The sequence below is a fragment of the Pseudomonas sp. Leaf59 genome, from assembly GCF_920984685.1.
Classification (GTDB): Bacteria; Pseudomonadota; Gammaproteobacteria; order Pseudomonadales; family Pseudomonadaceae; genus Aquipseudomonas.
Window position 1 is genome coordinate 160,256 of record NZ_CAKLBR010000008.1, and the last position, 15,136, is coordinate 175,391.

14 protein-coding genes and 2 tRNA genes are annotated in these 15,136 nt (G+C 58.6%); 15 read left to right on the top strand and 1 reads right to left on the bottom strand.

Annotation, left to right across the window (positions count from 1 at the left end; genetic code table 11):
• The first annotated feature begins 52 nt into the window (after positions 1–52).
• From dnaJ to LUB09_RS11540, 6 genes are all read left to right on the top strand, one after another.
• On the top strand, positions 53–1,177 hold the full coding sequence (gene dnaJ, locus LUB09_RS11515) for a molecular chaperone DnaJ (RefSeq protein WP_003235057.1): 1,125 nt from the start codon (positions 53–55) through the stop codon (positions 1,175–1,177).
• Positions 1,178–1,186: 9 nt separating this feature from the next.
• On the top strand, positions 1,187–1,993 hold the full coding sequence (gene dapB / locus LUB09_RS11520) for a 4-hydroxy-tetrahydrodipicolinate reductase (protein ID WP_209984936.1): 807 nt from the start codon (positions 1,187–1,189) through the stop codon (positions 1,991–1,993).
• 259 nt (positions 1,994–2,252) lie between these two features.
• Positions 2,253–3,389, top strand: coding sequence for a glutamine-hydrolyzing carbamoyl-phosphate synthase small subunit (gene carA, locus LUB09_RS11525; protein WP_003235052.1), 1,137 nt, complete (start codon positions 2,253–2,255; stop codon positions 3,387–3,389).
• Between the two features lie 104 nt (positions 3,390–3,493).
• The gene (carB, locus tag LUB09_RS11530) at positions 3,494–6,715 is read left to right on the top strand and encodes a carbamoyl-phosphate synthase large subunit (RefSeq protein WP_209984933.1); all 3,222 of its coding nucleotides are present in this window, start codon (positions 3,494–3,496) and stop codon (positions 6,713–6,715) included.
• Positions 6,712–7,188 (top strand): transcription elongation factor GreA, encoded by a 477-nt coding sequence (greA, locus tag LUB09_RS11535; protein WP_003235048.1) that lies wholly within the window; start codon positions 6,712–6,714, stop codon positions 7,186–7,188. The genes carB and greA overlap by 4 nt, the downstream gene beginning before the upstream one ends.
• A gap of 28 nt (positions 7,189–7,216) precedes the next feature.
• Positions 7,217–7,621, top strand: a complete 405-nt coding sequence (locus LUB09_RS11540) for an MFS transporter (RefSeq protein ID WP_231422620.1) — start codon at positions 7,217–7,219, stop codon at positions 7,619–7,621.
• A gap of 9 nt (positions 7,622–7,630) precedes the next feature.
• Here the strand turns inward: LUB09_RS11540 and LUB09_RS11545 are convergent, their stop codons facing one another.
• A complete protein-coding gene (locus LUB09_RS11545; RefSeq protein WP_017139256.1) occupies positions 7,631–7,939 on the bottom strand; it encodes a YhbY family RNA-binding protein in 309 nt (102 codons plus the stop codon).
• Between the two features lie 105 nt (positions 7,940–8,044).
• On the opposite strand from LUB09_RS11545, the gene rlmE reads away from it, so the two are divergent.
• From rlmE to rimP, 9 genes are all read left to right on the top strand, one after another.
• Positions 8,045–8,695 (top strand): 23S rRNA (uridine(2552)-2'-O)-methyltransferase RlmE, encoded by a 651-nt coding sequence (gene rlmE, locus LUB09_RS11550; protein WP_003235041.1) that lies wholly within the window; start codon positions 8,045–8,047, stop codon positions 8,693–8,695.
• 200 nt (positions 8,696–8,895) lie between these two features.
• Complete coding sequence (gene ftsH, locus LUB09_RS11555; protein WP_209984913.1) at positions 8,896–10,806, top strand: ATP-dependent zinc metalloprotease FtsH; 1,911 nt, start codon at positions 8,896–8,898, stop codon at positions 10,804–10,806.
• Positions 10,807–10,814: 8 nt separating this feature from the next.
• Positions 10,815–11,666: a dihydropteroate synthase gene (folP, locus tag LUB09_RS11560; RefSeq protein ID WP_231422621.1), complete on the top strand. Its 852-nt coding sequence runs from the start codon at positions 10,815–10,817 to the stop codon at positions 11,664–11,666.
• A 16-nt stretch (positions 11,667–11,682) separates the two neighbouring features.
• Complete coding sequence (glmM, locus tag LUB09_RS11565; protein ID WP_003235035.1) at positions 11,683–13,020, top strand: phosphoglucosamine mutase; 1,338 nt, start codon at positions 11,683–11,685, stop codon at positions 13,018–13,020.
• Between the two features lie 66 nt (positions 13,021–13,086).
• Complete coding sequence (tpiA, locus tag LUB09_RS11570) at positions 13,087–13,842, top strand: triose-phosphate isomerase (RefSeq protein WP_231422622.1); 756 nt, start codon at positions 13,087–13,089, stop codon at positions 13,840–13,842.
• A 4-nt stretch (positions 13,843–13,846) separates the two neighbouring features.
• Entirely contained in the window at positions 13,847–14,230 is a 384-nt protein-coding gene (gene secG / locus LUB09_RS11575) for a preprotein translocase subunit SecG (protein WP_003235031.1), read from the top strand.
• 22 nt (positions 14,231–14,252) lie between these two features.
• Positions 14,253–14,338 (top strand) — tRNA-Leu (locus tag LUB09_RS11580).
• Positions 14,339–14,434: 96 nt separating this feature from the next.
• Positions 14,435–14,511 (top strand) — tRNA-Met (locus LUB09_RS11585).
• A gap of 140 nt (positions 14,512–14,651) precedes the next feature.
• The gene (gene rimP, locus LUB09_RS11590) at positions 14,652–15,110 is read left to right on the top strand and encodes a ribosome maturation factor RimP (RefSeq protein WP_003235029.1); all 459 of its coding nucleotides are present in this window, start codon (positions 14,652–14,654) and stop codon (positions 15,108–15,110) included.
• The last annotated feature ends 26 nt before the right edge of the window (positions 15,111–15,136 follow it).

Genomic DNA, 15,136 nt, shown 5'->3' on the forward strand with positions numbered 1-15,136 from the left:
TTGGCGGGGCTCAGGAGGGTCTGGCCGAACGTCCTTAAGAGTGCAAAGACTTATGGCAAAGCGTGACTATTACGAAGTGTTGGGCGTGGAGCGTGGCTCCAGCGAGGCGGACCTGAAAAAGGCCTACCGTCGCCTGGCGATGAAGCATCACCCGGACCGTAATCCGGACAGCAAAGAATCCGAAGAGATGTTCAAGGAGGCCAATGAGGCCTATGAATGTCTGTCTGACCCCAACAAGCGTGCAGCCTACGACCAGTATGGTCATGCAGGCGTCGACCCGAGCATGGGCGGCGGCGGTGCCGGCTTTGGCGGGCAGAATTTCTCCGATATTTTCGGTGATGTGTTCAGTGACTTCTTTGGTGGTGGCCGCGGTGGTCAGCGCGGTGGCGCCCAGCGTGGCAGCGACCTGCGCTACACCCTTGAGCTGAACCTTGAAGAGGCCGTGCGTGGTACCAGCGTCAATATTCGTGTGCCGACGCTGGTCAACTGCAAGCCGTGCGATGGTTCGGGTGCCAAGAAGGGCTCCTCGCCGATTACCTGCCCGACCTGTGGCGGCATTGGCCAGGTGCGCATGCAGCAGGGTTTCTTCTCGGTGCAGCAGACCTGCCCACGTTGCCATGGTCAGGGCAAGATCATTTCTGATCCGTGTGATTCCTGCCACGGCGAAGGGCGTGTCGAAGAGTACAAGACCCTTTCGGTGAAAGTGCCGGCAGGTGTGGATACCGGTGACCGCATTCGTCTGTCGGGCGAAGGCGAGGCGGGTGCCCAGGGCGGGCCTACGGGCGACCTGTACGTGGTGATCAGTGTGCGCGAGCACTCGATCTTCCAACGCGATGGCAAGCACCTGTTCTGTGAAGTGCCGATCAGCTTTGTGGATGCGGCGTTGGGCGGCGAGTTGGAAATTCCGACGCTCGATGGTCGCGTGAAGCTCAAGATCCCGGAAGGCACCCAGACCGGCAAGCAGTTCCGTATTCGTGGCAAAGGCGTTGCGCCGGTGCGCGGTGGCGGTGCGGGCGACCTGATGTGCCGTGTTGCGGTAGAGACTCCGGTCAATCTGGGCCGCCGTCAGCGTGAGCTGCTGGAGGAATTCCGCAGCTCGCTGGAAGGCGACGACTCCCACTCGCCCAAGACCACGGGCTTCTTCGATGGCGTGAAGCGCTTTTTCGGCGACCTGTAAGGAATGAGTATGCGACGTATAGCCGTGATGGGCGCTGCCGGGCGCATGGGCAAGACGTTGGTCGAAGCGGTGCAGCAGCGCTCGCCGGCGTCGGGGCTGACTGCAGCAATCGTTCGTCCGGGCAGTACGCTGATCGGTGCGGATGCCGGTGAGTTGGCCTCGCTGGGGCGCATCGGTGTGTCGCTGTCCGGCAATCTGGAGCAGGTGGCTGACGAGTTCGACGTACTGATCGACTTCACGCTGCCGGACGTGATGCTGAAAAACCTGGCGTTCTGCCGCAAGGCGGGCAAGGCCATGGTGATTGGCACCACGGGCCTCAGTGCCGAGCAGAAGCAGCTCCTGGTGGAGGCGGGCAGGGATATTCCTGTGGTGTTCGCGGCCAATTTCAGCGTGGGCGTGAATCTTTCGCTCAAGTTGCTGGACCTGGCGGCGCGCGTGCTGGGAGATGAGGCGGATATCGAGATCATTGAAACCCATCACCGTCACAAGATCGATGCGCCATCGGGTACCGCGCTGCGCATGGGTGAGGCGATTGCCGATGCGCTAGGTCGTGATTTGTCGAAGGTCGCGGTCTACGGTCGGGAAGGTCATACCGGCGCGCGTGCGCGTGACACGATTGGTTTCGCTACCGTTCGTGGTGGAGATGTAGTGGGTGATCACACCGTGCTGTTCGCCACCGAAGGCGAGCGATTGGAGATCACCCACAAGGCCTCCAGCCGTATGACGTTTGCCAAGGGCGCGGTACGTGCTGCGCTGTGGCTTGAAAGTCGCGAGCCGGGCCTTTACGACATGCGCGATGTGCTGGACCTGCACTAGGCAGTCGTCAAAAAGGGGGCTCAGGACTATTCCTGGGCTCCGTTTTTACCCGCTAAGCGACGCCCTGTCGCATTCCTCTGCCTTCAAGGCTTATTAGCGGTGGACCAAAAAAGGCTTTTTCTGTAACCTACAGCTTTAGTGTGTTCACTAAAAGCGCGCAGAATAATTCAGTGAAGAAGCGGGGTGACGTGTCCATACGTCACTCCGCTTTTTTACAACCTGCGATCGCCCTTTCAGGCTTTATTTACGGGAGGTCTTCTTGACTAAGCCAGCCATACTCGCCCTTGCTGATGGCAGCATTTTTCGCGGCGAAGCCATTGGAGCCGACGGTCAGACCGTTGGAGAGGTAGTGTTTAACACTGCCATGACCGGCTATCAGGAAATCCTTACCGATCCTTCCTACGCCCAACAGATCGTTACCCTGACCTATCCGCACATCGGCAACACCGGTACCACGCCGGAAGATGTCGAGTCTGATCGTGTCTGGTCGGCTGGCCTGGTCATTCGTGACCTGCCGCTGGTAGCGAGCAACTGGCGTAACACGATGTCGCTGTCCGATTACCTGAAAGCCAACAATGTTGTGGCGATCGCCGGTATCGATACGCGCCGCCTCACGCGCATCCTGCGTGAAAAAGGCTCGCAGAACGGCTGTATCATGGTCGGTGACAATATTTCCGAAGAGGCGGCGATTGCCGCAGCCCAGGGCTTCCCAGGCCTCAAAGGCATGGACCTGGCTAAAGTCGTCAGCGTCAAAGAGAAGTACGAGTGGCGCTCCACGGTCTGGGACTTGAAGACCGACAGCCACGCGACCATCGATGCCGCCGAGCTGCCTTACCACGTGGTCGCTTATGACTACGGCGTGAAGTACAACATCCTGCGCATGCTGGTCGAGCGTGGCTGCCGCGTGACCGTGGTGCCGGCGCAAACCCCTGCCAGCGACGTACTGGCCCTGCAACCGGACGGCGTGTTCCTGTCCAACGGCCCGGGCGACCCCGAGCCTTGTGACTACGCGATCCAGGCCATCAAAGATGTGCTGGAGACCGAGATTCCGGTATTCGGCATCTGCCTGGGCCACCAGTTGCTGGCCCTGGCCTCCGGCGCCAAGACCCTGAAAATGGGGCATGGCCATCACGGTGCCAACCATCCGGTGCAAGACCTGGACACTGGCATTGTGATGATCACCAGCCAGAACCACGGTTTCGCGGTGGATGAAGCGACTTTGCCAAGCAACGTGCGCGCGATTCACAAGTCGCTGTTCGACGGTTCCCTGCAAGGCATCGAGCGCACCGACAAGAGCGCGTTCAGCTTCCAGGGCCACCCTGAAGCGAGCCCGGGCCCGAACGACGTAGCGCCGCTGTTCGACCGTTTCATCAATGAAATGGCCAAGCGACGCTGACTGAGCGGCCTGCGGGCGGCCCCGGTTTTCGGTGGCCCCCGCAGGCACTTCAAGATTGTTCAAGACGGCTTGCCGACTGACCTGCGGATTTGAGTGACAAACCCATGCCAAAACGTACAGACATAAAAAGCATCCTGATTCTCGGCGCCGGCCCGATCGTGATCGGCCAGGCCTGCGAATTCGACTACTCCGGCGCCCAGGCTTGTAAAGCCCTGCGTGAAGAGGGCTATCGCGTCATCCTGGTGAACTCCAACCCGGCCACCATCATGACCGACCCGGACATGGCCGACGCCACCTACATCGAGCCGATCAAATGGCAGACCGTTGCCAAGATCATCGAGAAAGAGCGTCCGGACGCCCTGCTGCCGACCATGGGTGGCCAGACCGCTCTGAACTGCGCCCTGGACCTGGAACGCGAAGGCGTTCTGGAGAAGTTCGGCGTGGAGATGATCGGTGCCAACGCCGACACCATCGACAAGGCTGAAGACCGTTCGCGTTTCGACAAGGCCATGAAGTCCATCGGTCTGGACTGCCCGCGCTCCGGTATCGCCCACAGCATGGAAGAGGCCAACGCGGTTCTCGAAAAGCTGGGCTTCCCGTGCATCATCCGTCCGTCGTTCACCATGGGCGGCACCGGTGGCGGTATTGCTTACAACCGCGAAGAGTTCGAAGAAATCTGCGCCCGTGGCCTGGACCTGTCGCCGACCAAAGAGCTGCTGATCGACGAATCCCTGATCGGCTGGAAAGAGTACGAGATGGAAGTTGTCCGCGACAAAAAGGACAACTGCATCATTGTCTGCTCCATCGAAAACTTCGACCCGATGGGCGTGCACACCGGTGACTCGATCACCGTTGCTCCAGCGCAGACCCTGACGGACAAGGAATACCAGATCATGCGTAACGCCTCGTTGGCGGTATTGCGTGAGATCGGCGTTGAAACCGGCGGTTCCAACGTTCAGTTCGGCATCTGCCCGGACACCGGCCGCATGGTCGTGATCGAGATGAACCCGCGTGTATCGCGTTCATCGGCGCTGGCCTCGAAAGCGACCGGTTTCCCGATTGCGCGCATCGCTGCCAAATTGGCTATCGGTTACACCCTGGACGAGCTGCAAAACGAAATCACGGGCGGCGCCACGCCGGCGTCTTTCGAGCCATCCATCGACTACGTTGTGACCAAGCTGCCGCGCTTTGCTTTCGAGAAGTTCGCCAAGGCTGACGCGCGCCTGACCACCCAGATGAAATCCGTGGGTGAAGTCATGGCCATCGGCCGGACCTTCCAGGAATCCTTGCAGAAAGCCCTGCGTGGCCTGGAAGTTGGTGTTTGCGGTCTGGACGAGAAGCTCGACCTGAGCAACCCGGAAAGCATGAGCGTCCTCAAGCGTGAGTTGACCGTACCGGGTGCCGAACGTATCTGGTATGTGGCCGATGCTTTCCGCGCGGGCATGACCGTCGAAGATATCTTCGGCATGAACATGATCGACCCATGGTTCCTGGTGCAGATCGAAGATCTGATCAAGGAAGAAGAGAAGGTCAAGACCCTCGGTCTGTCGTCTATCGACCGCGACCTGATGTTCCGCCTCAAGCGCAAAGGCTTTTCCGATCAACGCCTGGCCAAGCTGCTGGGTGTGACCGAGAAAAACCTGCGCACCCATCGTCACAAGCTGGACATCTTCCCGGTCTACAAGCGCGTTGACACTTGCGCGGCCGAGTTCGCCACCGACACCGCGTACATGTACTCCACCTACGAGGAAGAGTGCGAAGCCGCGCCGTCGGGACGCGACAAGATCATGATCCTCGGTGGCGGCCCCAACCGTATCGGCCAGGGCATCGAGTTCGACTACTGCTGCGTACACGCCGCTCTCGCCCTGCGCGAAGACGGGTACGAGACCATCATGGTCAACTGCAACCCGGAAACTGTTTCCACCGACTACGACACCTCTGATCGCCTGTACTTCGAGCCGGTGACCCTGGAAGACGTGCTGGAAATCTGCCGTGTCGAGAAGCCAAAAGGCGTGATCGTCCAGTACGGCGGCCAAACCCCGCTGAAACTGGCGCGTGCCCTTGAAGCCGCCGGCGTGCCGATCATCGGCACCAGCCCGGACGCCATCGACCGTGCCGAAGACCGTGAGCGCTTCCAGCAAATGGTTGAGCGCCTGAACCTGCGTCAGCCGCCTAACGCCACCGTGCGCAGCGAAGACGAAGCCATCCGTGCTGCCAGCAAGATCGGCTACCCACTGGTGGTGCGTCCGTCCTACGTGCTGGGCGGTCGTGCGATGGAAATCGTCTACGAAGAAGAAGAACTCAAGCGTTACCTGCGTGACGCGGTGAAAGTGTCCAACGACAGCCCGGTGCTGCTCGACCACTTCCTCAACTGCGCCATCGAGATGGATGTGGATGCGGTGTGCGACGGCACTGACGTGGTAATCGGCGCAATCATGCAGCACATTGAACAGGCGGGCGTTCACTCCGGTGACTCCGCGTGCTCGCTGCCGCCGTACTCGCTGCCGGCGCACATCCAGGACGAGATGCGCGAACAGGTCAAGAAAATGGCTCTGGAGCTGGGTGTGGTCGGCCTGATGAACGTGCAGTTGGCGCTGCAGGGCGAAGACATCTACGTCATCGAAGTCAACCCGCGTGCTTCGCGTACCGTGCCGTTTGTTTCCAAGTGCATCGGTGTGTCCCTGGCCATGATCGCTGCCCGCGTGATGGCCGGTAAGACCCTGAAGGAAATCGGCTTCACCAAGGAAATCATTCCGAACTTCTACAGTGTGAAAGAGGCGGTGTTCCCCTTCGCCAAGTTCCCTGGCGTGGACCCGATCCTGGGCCCTGAGATGAAGTCCACCGGTGAAGTGATGGGTGTGGGTGATACGTTCGGTGAAGCTTTCGCCAAGGCCCAGATGGGCGCCAGCGAAGTGCTGCCGACCGGCGGGACTGCGTTCATCAGCGTGCGTGATGACGACAAGCCACTGGTTGCAGGGGTTGCCCGTGATCTGATCAACTTGGGCTTCGAAGTCGTGGCTACCGCCGGGACCGCCAAGCTGATCGAAGCTGCCGGCCTGAAAGTACGTCGCGTGAACAAGGTGACGGAAGGCCGTCCGCACGTGGTCGACATGATCAAGAACGACGAAGTCACGTTGATCATCAACACCACCGAAGGTCGCCAGTCGATCGCGGACTCCTACTCCATTCGTCGTAATGCCTTGCAGCACAAGATCTACTGCACCACCACCATTGCTGCTGGCGAAGCCATCTGCGAAGCGCTCAAGTTCGGTCCGGAAAAGACCGTGCGTCGCTTGCAGGATCTACACGCAGGATTGAAGGCATGACCAAATACCCAATGACCGTCCAGGGCTTCAAGGCCCTGGAAGAGGAGCACGCCCACCTGACCAAGGTCGTACGTCCAAAGCTGAGCCAGGACATCGGTACGGCCCGCGAGCTGGGTGACTTGAAGGAAAACGCCGAATATCATGCCGCTCGCGAACAGCAAGGCATGGTCGAGGCGCGTATTCGCGACATCGAAGGCCGCCTGCAGAATTCGGTGGTTATCGATGTGACGACGATTCCGAAGACCGGCAAGGTGATTTTCGGCACGACCGTGGAAATCGCCAACGTCGAGACTGATGAAAGCGTCGTCTACCACATCGTGGGCGAGGACGAAGCTGACTTCAAACTCGGCAAGATCTCCGTAGGTTCACCGCTGGCCCGTGCCTTGATTGCCAAGGAAGAGGGTGACGTGGTGGCCGTTAAGACGCCGGGTGGTGTGATCGAGTACGAGATTGTTGAAGTTCGTCACGTCTGAAAGACGGCGCCCGCTGCGTGCGGGCGCCATGCTTTGGCAATTGGCCCAGATGCTGTGGGTCGGTGGCCTGTGGTTGTTGCACATCGGCGTGTTGCCGGCGTTGGGCCTGATTGGCCTGGCGCCGATGCTGATCGATGAGATTGACGGATTATTGAGTGCGCTGCTGGTGGGTTTTTCAGCGGCGTGCGTGACGCTCCAGGCGCTGGTGCTGGTTACGGCTGAAGGCGCTGGGAGTTTGTTGCGGGATATTCGCGGGCAACTGCTGTTGATGGCGCTGTATGCCTGCGCGATGTTTTGCGCGGTGCATCTCTGGCTGCCGGAAGCGTTGCGCTGGCAGCTGTTCAGCTATCTTGTGTTAGGGTTTTCCGGCCTGGTGCTGGTGATGCAGCCGGCGCCGGGGTGGAGTGGCGGGGCGCGCGAAGCACGCCCGTGACCCTTTTCGTTACTTGAAGCGATGAACGTTCGACAGTTGCTTGTTGACGCTGAAGTTCTTGCGGTACAGCAGCGCCATCTTGCCGATGACCTGGACCAGGTCTGCCTTGCCGACCTTGCACAGTTCTGCAATGGCCGCCAGGCGCGCTTCGCGGTCAAGGATGTTGACCTTGATCTTGATCAGTTCGTGATCGCCCAATGCGCGTTCAAGTTCGGCTAAAACACCTTCAGTCAAACCGTTGTCAGCCACAATCAAAACTGGTTTCAGATGGTGGCCAATGGATTTGTACTGTTTCTTCTGCTCTTGAGTGAGCGGCATAATCTGACCCCTGCGTCTGATCTTGTAAAAAGCGGCGGCCAGTTTACCCGAGCGAGTCCGGGACCGCCCAGTTAATCACGACCCGTTTTATTTTCGAGGTGGCCCGTGGCCCGTTCCAAAACTAGCCTTAAGTGGCTGCAAGAGCATTTCAACGATCCTTACGTCAAAAAGGCGCAGAAGGACGGCTACCGTTCCCGGGCCAGCTACAAACTGCTGGAGATCCAGGACAAGGACAAACTGATTCGTCCAGGCATGAGCGTCATCGACCTGGGTGCGGCACCGGGTGGTTGGTCCCAGGTGACCAGTCGTCTGATTGGTGGGCAAGGCCGGTTGATCGCTTCCGACATCCTTGAGATGGACAGCATCCCCGATGTGACCTTTGTGCACGGCGACTTCACCCAGGATTCTGTCCTGGCCGAGATTCTGGAAGCCGTGGGAAATTCTCAGGTGGACCTTGTGATTTCCGACATGGCCCCCAATATGAGTGGGTTACCGGCTGTCGATATGCCGCGCGCCATGTTCCTCTGTGAACTGGCGCTGGATCTGGCGGGCCGGGTGTTGCGCCCTGGTGGTGATTTTCTGGTGAAGGTCTTCCAGGGCGAAGGTTTTGACGAGTACCACAAGAACATCCGCAAGCTGTTCGACAAGGTTCAGACACGCAAGCCAGACTCTTCCCGGGACAGATCCCGTGAACAGTACCTGCTGTGCCGCGGGTTCCGCGGGGTAGAAGGTGCGGCAAGCGAAGAGCGATTCTGATGTGTTCGAGCAGGGCGATAGGTTTTTTTAAATCGCTTTCGTAATGAAGCTTTACGAATATTGTGTAGTCAAAGTTTCACAAAGGGTTACAGACGGCGTCTGCAAGAGTTGTAGGTAATGTAGTAAGTTAGGCCGGTGAATATCATGCGAAGCGCGCGCCAGCAGCGGAGCTTGCTTCAGAGGGTAGTTAATTGAACGATATGGCAAAGAATCTGATCCTGTGGTTGATCATTGCGGCTGTCCTGGTGACGGTGATGAACAACTTCTCCAGCCCTAACGAGCCGCAGACCCTCAACTATTCCGACTTCATCCAGCAGGTCAAGGATGGCAAGGTCGAGCGCGTAGCGGTTGATGGCTACGTGATTACCGGTAAGCGCAGCGATGGCGACAGCTTCAAGACCATCCGTCCGGCAATCCAGGACAACGGTCTGATCGGCGATCTGGTGGATAACCACGTGGTCGTTGAGGGCAAGCAGCCTGAGCAGCAGAGCATCTGGACCCAACTTCTGGTCGCGAGCTTCCCGATCCTGGTGATCATTGCCGTGTTCATGTTCTTCATGCGCCAGATGCAAGGTGGCGCCGGGGGCAAGGGCGGGCCGATGAGCTTCGGCAAGAGCAAGGCGCGTCTGCTTTCTGAAGATCAGGTGAAGACCACATTGGCGGACGTCGCGGGTTGCGACGAGGCAAAGGAAGAAGTAGGCGAGCTGGTTGAGTTCCTGCGCGATCCTGGCAAGTTCCAGCGCCTTGGCGGCCGTATTCCTCGCGGCGTGCTGATGGTCGGTCCTCCGGGTACTGGTAAAACCTTGCTGGCCAAGGCGATTGCCGGTGAAGCCAAGGTGCCTTTCTTCACGATTTCCGGTTCCGACTTTGTCGAGATGTTTGTCGGCGTCGGCGCCAGCCGTGTTCGTGACATGTTCGAACAGGCCAAGAAACACGCGCCATGCATCATCTTCATCGATGAAATCGACGCCGTGGGTCGCCATCGTGGTGCCGGCATGGGCGGCGGTCATGATGAGCGCGAGCAGACCCTCAACCAGTTGCTGGTCGAGATGGACGGTTTTGAGATGAATGACGGCATCATCGTGATTGCCGCGACCAACCGTCCGGACGTGCTGGACCCCGCGTTGCTGCGTCCAGGCCGTTTCGACCGTCAGGTTGTGGTTGGTTTGCCGGATATCCGTGGTCGTGAACAGATCCTGAAAGTACACATGCGCAAAGTACCAATGGGCGACGATGTGGCCCCGGGCGTGATTGCCCGTGGTACCCCAGGCTTCTCCGGTGCCGACCTGGCCAACCTGGTCAACGAGGCTTCGCTGTTTGCGGCCCGCACCGGCAAGCGCATTGTGGAAATGAAAGAGTTCGAGCTGGCCAAGGACAAGATCATGATGGGCGCCGAGCGCAAATCCATGGTCATGTCCGAGAAAGAGAAGCAGAACACTGCTTACCACGAGGCGGGTCACGCCATCGTTGGTCGTGTTGTGCCTGAGCATGACCCGGTCTACAAGGTTTCGATCATTCCTCGCGGCCGTGCCCTGGGTGTGACCATGTTCCTGCCGGAAGAGGATCGTTACAGCCTTTCCAAGCGTGCGTTGATCAGCCAGATCTGCTCGCTGTATGGCGGTCGAATCGCTGAGGAGATGACCCTGGGCTTCGATGGGGTCACCACCGGTGCCTCCAACGACATCATGCGCGCCAGCCAGATTGCGCGGAACATGGTGACCAAGTGGGGCTTGTCGGAAAAACTGGGCCCATTGATGTATGCCGAGGAAGAAGGCGAAGTGTTCCTGGGTCGTGGCGGTGGTGGTCAAAGCGCAAGCTTCTCCGGTGAAACAGCCAAGCTGATCGACTCCGAAGTGCGCAGTATCATTGACCAGTGCTACGGCACGGCCAAGCAGATCCTGACTGACAATCGCGACAAGCTGGACGCCATGGCTGACGCGCTGATGAAGTACGAGACCATCGATGCCGATCAGATAGACGACATCATGGCCGGTCGTGCGCCGCGTGAGCCGCGCGACTGGGAAGGTGGTTCGGGTACTTCGGGCACTCCGCCTGTGGTTCAGAACGAACGCCCTGAAGCCCCGATTGGCGGTCCTGCAGCTGACCACTAAGGTTTGAAATGACTTCTGCGTTGTCCTCCACCCGGTTGCCTTGCGGCAATCGGGTTCTTGATTTGGCCCATACACATGTCATGGGCATTCTCAATGTAACCCCCGATTCTTTCTCCGATGGTGGCCGCTTTAGCCAACGGGATGCCGCTTTGCGTCATGCCGAGGCCATGGTGTCTGCTGGCGCGACCTTGATTGATGTGGGGGGCGAGTCGACCCGGCCTGGCGCGCGCGTGGTCTCTCCGCTGGAGGAGCTGGAGCGCGTAGCGCCAATTGTCGAGTGCATCGCCCGCGAGCTGGACGTGATCATTTCGATCGATACTTCGACGCCCGCTGTAATGCGCGAAACCGCGCGGCTGGGTGCCGGCCTGATCAATGATGTGCGTGCGCTGAGGCGTGATGGCGCGCTGGATGCCGCTGCGGCGACCGGTCTGCCGGTCTGTCTGATGCATATGCTGGGCGAGCCCGGCAATATGCAGGACAATCCCCATTACGATGACCTGGTGGGCGAGGTGAGTGGTTTTCTCGCTGGGCGCATGGCGCAGTGTGCCGCAGCAGGCATTGCGCCGGAGAGGGTCATTCTTGATCCGGGTTTTGGCTTCGCCAAGACTCTGCAACACAATTTAAGCCTGTTCAAACACATGGAAGCCCTGCATGCCCTTGGTCGACCGTTGCTGGTCGGCGTTTCCCGCAAAAGCATGATAGGGCTGGCCTTGAATCGCCCGGTAGGTGAGCGTTTGTATGGCGGCCTTGCGTTGGCCGCGCTTGCCGTAGGCAAGGGTGCGCGCATTCTGCGTGTGCACGATGTTGCCGAGACTGTTGATGTGGTGCGCATGATTGCCGCTGTAGAATCAGCTGAATAAGAATGATGGAGCACTTATGACTAAAAAATACTTTGGCACCGACGGTATCCGTGGTCGGGTCGGCGAATTTCCAATTACCCCTGATTTCATGCTCAAGCTGGGTTGGGCGGCAGGCATGGCGTTCCGCAGCATGGGCGCGTGCCGCATCCTGGTAGGCAAGGACACACGCATTTCAGGCTACATGTTCGAATCCGCCCTTGAGGCCGGCTTGTCGGCCGCCGGTGCCGACGTTATGTTGCTGGGCCCAATGCCCACGCCTGCGATTGCTTACCTGACGCGTACCTTTCACGCTGAAGCCGGTATCGTGATCAGTGCGTCGCATAACCCGCATGATGACAATGGCATCAAATTTTTCTCGGGGCAGGGCACCAAGTTGCCGGACGAGATCGAATTGATGATCGAAGAGTTGCTGGACGCGCCGATGACGGTGGTTGAATCCAGCAAGTTGGGCAAGGTGTCGCGGATCAACGACGCGTCCGGTCGCTATATCGAATTCTGCAAAAGCAGTGTGCCCACCAGTACCAGTTTTGCCGGGTTGAAGATTGTGGTTGATTGCGCCCATGGTGCCACCTACAAGGTCGCGCCAAGCGTATTCAAGGAGTTGGGTGCCGACGTGACCGTGCTGTCGGCCCAGCCCAACGGCTTGAACATCAACGACAACTGCGGTTCCACCCATATGGAGCAATTGCAGGCGGCTGTGCTCGCCGAGCATGCCGATCTGGGTATTGCCTTCGACGGTGACGGTGACCGCGTGCTGATGGTGGATCACACAGGCGCCGTGGTAGATGGCGATGACCTGCTGTTCATCATCGCGCGCGACCTGCATGAGCGTAACAAGCTGCAAGGTGGCGTCGTCGGTACATTGATGAGCAACCTGGGGCTTGAGTTGGCGCTGGCAGATCTGGGTATTCCGTTCATCCGCGCCAACGTTGGCGACCGTTACGTCATTGCCGAGCTGCTCGAGCGTAACTGGTTGGTAGGCGGAGAGAACTCAGGGCACGTCGTGTGTTTCCAGCACACCACCACGGGCGATGCAATTATTGCCGCATTGCAGGTGCTGCTGGCTCTGCGTCGTCGCAAGGAAAGCCTTGCCCAGGCGCGTCAGGCCCTGCGCAAGTGTCCACAAGTGTTGCTCAATGTGCGTTTTGCCGGTGGTGAAAATCCAATCGAGCATCCGGCTGTCAAAGAGGCCTGCGAGCGCGTGACGCTGGCGATGGAAGGGCGTGGGCGCGTGTTGCTGCGCAAGTCTGGCACAGAGCCTCTGGTGCGCGTCATGGTCGAAGGTGAAGACGAAACACAGGTTCGCGGCCATGCCGAAGACCTGGCAAAACTGGTAACTGAAGTTTGCGCCTGAATTCGGCTTGCCAGTGATGGTGTGGTTGGGTAACATCTGCGCCCACTTTGACCGACGGGGTACAGCATGCGTCGCACGATGGTAGCTGGTAACTGGAAGATGCACGGTACCCGCGCCAGTGTCGCTGAGCTGATCGACGGCCTTCGTGAGTTGGCCCTGCCTGGCGGTGTCGATGTCGCAGTTTTCCCGCCTTTGTTGCATGTCAGCCAAGTGGTTGATGGCTTGAAAGGTACGTCGATTCAGGTCGGCGCGCAGAACTCTGCGGTGGAGCCCGGCCAAGGCGCGTTGACGGGTGAGGTTGCGCCTAGTCAGCTGGTCGATGCGGGTTGCACCTATGTACTGGTTGGGCACTCGGAACGTCGCCAGTTGATGGGCGAAAGTGATCAGATGCTCAATCGCAAGTTCGCAGCGGCGCAGGCCAGTGGCTTGATTCCAGTGTTGTGCGTAGGGGAGACCCTTGAGCAGCGTGAATCGGGCAAGACGATCGAGGTTGTCTCGCGTCAGCTGGACAGCATCATCGATGAGCTGGGTGTTGATGCGTTTGCAAGCGCGGTCATTGCTTACGAGCCGGTCTGGGCCATTGGCACCGGACTGACTGCTACACCGCAACAGGCGCAGGATGTGCACGCAGCCATTCGTGCGCAGTTGGCGGAAAAGAATTCTGAAGTCGCACAAGGTGTGCGTCTTCTATACGGCGGCAGCGTGAAGGCGGCCAATGCGGTCGAACTGTTCGGCATGCCGGATATCGATGGGGGGCTCATTGGTGGAGCTTCCCTGAATGCAGATGAGTTCGGTGCGATCTGTCGCGCCGCGGGAAACTGAAAAAATGCTGGAAACAGTCGTAGTCGTTTTTCATCTGTTGGCTGCCTTGGGCGTAGTTGCCCTGGTTTTGCTGCAACAGGGCAAAGGTGCGGATGCTGGTGCGTCTTTCGGTGCAGGTGCTTCAAATACTGTGTTCGGAAGCCAAGGTTCCTCTACCTTTCTTAGTAAGTTTACTGCTATACTCGCCGCCGGTTTCTTCATAACCAGCTTGGGGTTAGGTTACTTTGCTAAAGAGAAAGCTCATGTGCTGACTCAAGCAGGTTTGCCAAACCCGGCAGTGTTGGAAGTACCAAAGGCGAAACCGGCTTCTGATGATGTCCCGGTGCTTCAAGAGCAAAAGTCGGCTACTCCAGCGACTGACGTACCTCCAGCTCAAGAGCAAAAGTAAGAAGGGTTGTAAACGCTGTATTGCCGAGGTGGTGGAATTGGTAGACACGCAACCTTGAGGTGGTTGTGCCCATAGGGTGTAGGGGTTCGAGTCCCCTTCTCGGTACCAATTATCAGGAGAGCCCGCTGTTGCGGGCTTTCTTGTAGGTGGAAGGTTACATTGACCCTGTAAGGGATCGGTCGTATACTTCCGCCCCAGCTTTGTCGCGGGGTGGAGCAGTCTGGTAGCTCGTCGGGCTCATAACCCGAAGGTCGTCGGTTCAAATCCGGCCCCCGCAACCAGTTTTAGCGGAGCCCCTTTTAAGGGGCTTTTTGTTAGCTGGACACTTTCAACGCCGCTGTTCGACGGCGTTTCAAGGATGGGCGTTTCGCCCATTTTTTTATTTTGCACAGCATGCACATACATGCACGAGGGGGTTCAGGTGTCGAGCAAGCTAGAAGAGTTGCAGGCCTTGCTGGCCCCGGTGGTCGTGGCCCTGGGCTATGAATGCTGGGGTATTGAGTTCTCGGCTCAAGGTCGCCACTCAATGTTGCGCGTTTATATCGATAAAGAGGGCGGCGTGCTGGTGGACGATTGTGCCATTGTCAGCCGTCAGATCAGCGGTGTGCTGGATGTTGAAGATCCGATTTCCGTTGAATACACCCTCGAAGTTTCCTCGCCAGGCATGGAACGCCCACTGTTCACTATTGATCAGTTTGCAAAATTTGCCGGTGAACAAGTGAAGATCAAGCTGCGCTCCCCGTTCGAAGGGCGACGCAACTTTCAGGGCCTTCTGCGCGGTGTAGAAGAACAGGATGTCGTGGTGCAGGTAGAAGACCATGAGTTCCTGTTGCCGATCGATATGATCGACAAGGCCAACATTATTCCCAGTTTTGACTGAGACGCGGATCCCGCGGATCCAATGGC

Bases quoted from the DNA above. Each gene is read 5' to 3' on its own strand.
- secG (WP_003235031.1), top strand. From the start codon at position 13,847: ATGCTGGAAACAGTCGTAGTCGTTTTTCATCTGTTGGCTGCCTTGGGC.
- LUB09_RS11540 (WP_231422620.1), top strand. From the start codon at position 7,217: ATGCTTTGGCAATTGGCCCAGATGCTGTGGGTCGGTGGCCTGTGGTTG.
- glmM (WP_003235035.1), top strand. From the start codon at position 11,683: ATGACTAAAAAATACTTTGGCACCGACGGTATCCGTGGTCGGGTCGGC.
- dnaJ (WP_003235057.1), top strand. From the start codon at position 53: ATGGCAAAGCGTGACTATTACGAAGTGTTGGGCGTGGAGCGTGGCTCC.
- greA (WP_003235048.1), top strand. From the start codon at position 6,712: ATGACCAAATACCCAATGACCGTCCAGGGCTTCAAGGCCCTGGAAGAG.
- carB (WP_209984933.1), top strand. From the start codon at position 3,494: ATGCCAAAACGTACAGACATAAAAAGCATCCTGATTCTCGGCGCCGGC.
- folP (WP_231422621.1), top strand. From the start codon at position 10,815: ATGACTTCTGCGTTGTCCTCCACCCGGTTGCCTTGCGGCAATCGGGTT.
- tpiA (WP_231422622.1), top strand. From the start codon at position 13,087: ATGCGTCGCACGATGGTAGCTGGTAACTGGAAGATGCACGGTACCCGC.
- ftsH (WP_209984913.1), top strand. From the start codon at position 8,896: ATGGCAAAGAATCTGATCCTGTGGTTGATCATTGCGGCTGTCCTGGTG.
- dapB (WP_209984936.1), top strand. From the start codon at position 1,187: ATGCGACGTATAGCCGTGATGGGCGCTGCCGGGCGCATGGGCAAGACG.
- LUB09_RS11545 (WP_017139256.1), bottom strand. From the start codon at position 7,939: ATGCCGCTCACTCAAGAGCAGAAGAAACAGTACAAATCCATTGGCCAC.